This is a genomic window from Arthrobacter sp. JCM 19049 (genome assembly GCF_001310435.1).
Map to the genome: position 1 here is coordinate 1 of NZ_BAXF01000264.1, position 3,012 is coordinate 3,012.

Genomic DNA, 3,012 nt, shown 5'->3' on the forward strand with positions numbered 1-3,012 from the left:
CGAGGCCCACCATTGGAAGAACGGGGGGCTGGGCCGGAGGGTGTGGCACCAGTGTGGGTGAAGGTGGCCTGTTGTGTCCTCGGGAGCATGATGACTATCATGCCGGGAAGTTCAAGATCGTTGATGTGAACGGGTTGCCGCATGTGGTGTTGCCCAAGCACCTGGATCCTTCCCAGACCCCGCGGCGTAACCGGTACTGGTTCGCCAGCTGGGAAGACCCTTCCAAACCAGGGCAGCAAGCAGCCCGGCAAAAGCCACCGGAACAAAAACCAGTCCCGGGTCAGACGAACCCGCCAAAGCCGGACGGACCGCCACCGGATACCACCAAACGCAACAGCAGTCGTCGTCGGGGATCGAGGACCGGACCGGGCCCTGGGCAGGACCCGCCAGCGGCCACCCCACCTAAAGCAGCCGACAGCTAACTTTTGCTGCAGTGCTTCGCAAGGTTGATTCCCGGAGCAAACACGACGGCGGTGTACTGCAGTCGATGCAGTACACCGCCGTCCCCTTGCTCAACGACAAGCTGCAGGCTAGGCAGCCAGCTCTTCGATGCTTTCCATGCCAAAGGCATCTTCAAAGGCCTTCTGCACTTGATCGGTGTGGGAGACCAGAATGATCCGGTGAATGGAAGTGACGTGCTTGTTGGTCTCAACCCAGTCGCCGATGGCCTTGGCAGCAATTTCGGCCACTTGCTGAGCGGGCCAGCCGAAGGCCCCAGCACCAATGGCGGGGAATGCGACGGAATGAGCATCATGCGAGTAGCCACGTATAGCGAGTTGGTGAAGCAATCGGAGAGGATCTTCGGGTTCGCCTTGCCCAGATTCAGGTTGGGTGCCGCGGTGTGAATGACCCACCGCGCATCCAGTTTTCCGGCCTTGGTCGCGACCGCAATACCTGAGGGAATGCCATCGGGGTACTGGTTCTTGCGCACTGCGCGGCACGCCGCCAGGAGCTCAGGGCCGGCGGCCTCGTGGATGGCGCCATCAACGCCACCGCCGCCGAGCAGTGACGGGTTGGCAGCATTCACCAAAGCCTCAGCCCCGACTCGCGTGATATCCCCGCGTACGAGTTGGATTTCCATGGGTCGTACCTCCAAGAATCTCCGTGTTCCTCTATGTGTAAGATCACCTTACGCGGCGGCTATGGGCAGTGGAAGGGTTTCGCGGGTAACTACAGGCAAAAGTATGCCCCCACCACAGTCAATCTGTGCTGAGGGCGAACTTTCTGGGAAGCTCAGCGAGGCGCTGGGACGGCCTATAGGTACTCTTCGATGATGGCGCGGAACTGGGGAAGATCGAACATCTCGGTTACGGCCAACGCATTTTGCGGCCCGAGCTTCGGGTCGGCGCCCGCCTCCAGCAGCATGCGGGTGGACTCCTCGTCCTGCTTGAACACCGCGCAGGTAAGCGCGCTTTGTCCGCGTGCGTTGAGCTGGTCCAGCTCTGCTCCGCGCTCAATCAACGCCTTCACGACTTCGGGCTGTGAATTGTAGGCAGCCAGGATCAGCAGGGAGTCGCCCTTGCCGTCGGTCAGGTTTACCGGAATCCCTGATCAATGACCGAGCTGAGCATCTGAACCTTGCCCTGCCGGGCCATGTCCAGCACCTGGTTCAGGAATTCTATTTGCTCATCGGAAAGTTCCGGCTGTCGTGGGGTATCAGTCATGGTTTTAGTCTAACGAGCCTTGGGACTTGGGACGAGGATGTGTCGCTCGCTCGTCGACACTGCCTCCGCGGGATAGAGCAGTCCAGATTGAATATTTATGAGCTTCTATGCATAAACTTTGTTAGAGTGTTCAACAGTGAATATAAAGCTTGCGGTCCACCACATGGTGTCTGCTGAAAGGAACTAGGCATGAGCTCTTCAACCAACGAAGGTTCGCTATGGGGCGGCCGCTTCTCCGGCGGCCCAGCAGAAGCCATGGCGGCACTGAGCAAGTCAACGCACTTCGACTGGCGTCTGGCCAGCTACGATATCGCCGGTTCACGCGCCCACGCCAAGGTCCTGCATCGTTCGAACCTGCTCACCGACGACGAACTCTCCGGGATGCTGGCCGCGCTGGACCAGCTGGAGGAGGACGTCAAGACCGAGCGCTACGTGGCCGCCGAGTCGGATGAAGACGTCCACGGTTCACTGGAGCGCGGCCTGCTCGAGCGGGCGGGCGCCGGGCTGGGCGGAAAGCTGCGCGCCGGCCGTTCCCGCAACGACCAGATCGCCACCCTGGGTCGGATGTTCCTGCGCGATCATGCGCGCATCATCGCCAAGGGCCTGATCGAGACGATGGACGCGCTCGTCGCCCAAGCCAAGGCCCACCCCTACGCGCCCATGCCGGGGCGCACTCACCTGCAGCACGCCCAGCCGATCCTGCTCTCGCATCTGCTGCTGGCCTACGCCTGGCCGATGCTGCGCGACGTGCAGCGGTTTGTGGACTGGGACAAGCGCGCCGCGGTCTCGCCGTATGGCTCCGGTGCCCTGGCCGGCCAGACCCTGGGGCTGGATCCGAACTTCGTCGCCGCCGAACTCGGCTTTGATTCGGCCGTGCACAACTCGATCGACGGAACCGCGGCACGTGACGTCTTCGCCGAGTTCGCCTGGATTACGGCCATGATCGGCGTGGATCTTTCGCGCATCAGCGAGGAAGTGATCCTGTGGGCCACCAAGGAGTTCTCGTTCGTGACCCTGCACGACGCGTTCTCCACCGGCTCCTCGATCATGCCGCAGAAGAAGAACCCGGACATCGCCGAGCTGGCCCGCGGCAAGGCCGGGCGCTGATCGGGGACCTGACCGGGCTGCTGGCCACCCTGAAGGCCCTGCCGCTGGCGTACAACCGTGACCTGCAGGAGGACAAGGAGCCGGTGTTCGACGCCGCCGATACCCTGGAGCTGCTGCTGCCGGCGGTGGCCGGGATGATCGCCACCTTGAGCTTCAACACCGAGCGGATGGCCGAGCTGGCCCCGCAGGGGTTCGCGCTGGCCACCGACATCGCCGAATGGCTGGTGCGCCCAGGGCGTGC

General features: G+C 62.5%; 2 protein-coding genes and 2 pseudogenes. 1 reads left to right on the top strand and 3 read right to left on the bottom strand.

Annotated elements, in window-relative coordinates:
* Nucleotides 1-530 precede the first annotated feature (530 nt).
* The 3 genes and pseudogenes from JCM19049_RS20225 to JCM19049_RS20230 all read right to left on the bottom strand — a co-directional run bounded on the left by JCM19049_RS20225 (nucleotide 531) and on the right by JCM19049_RS20230 (nucleotide 1,664).
* Nucleotides 531-1,081 (bottom strand): annotated as a pseudogene (locus JCM19049_RS20225) (macro domain-containing protein).
* A gap of 173 nt (nucleotides 1,082-1,254) precedes the next feature.
* Complete coding sequence (locus tag JCM19049_RS10670; RefSeq protein ID WP_306420782.1) at nucleotides 1,255-1,545, bottom strand: ankyrin repeat domain-containing protein; 291 nt, start codon at nucleotides 1,543-1,545, stop codon at nucleotides 1,255-1,257.
* A complete protein-coding gene (locus tag JCM19049_RS20230) occupies nucleotides 1,536-1,664 on the bottom strand; it encodes a hypothetical protein (RefSeq protein WP_279402968.1) in 129 nt (42 codons plus the stop codon). The genes JCM19049_RS10670 and JCM19049_RS20230 overlap by 10 nt, the downstream gene beginning before the upstream one ends.
* Before the next feature lie 189 nt (nucleotides 1,665-1,853).
* Here JCM19049_RS20230 and argH point away from each other — a divergent pair.
* Nucleotides 1,854-3,012 (top strand): annotated as a pseudogene (gene argH, locus JCM19049_RS10675) (argininosuccinate lyase); the annotation flags it as partial.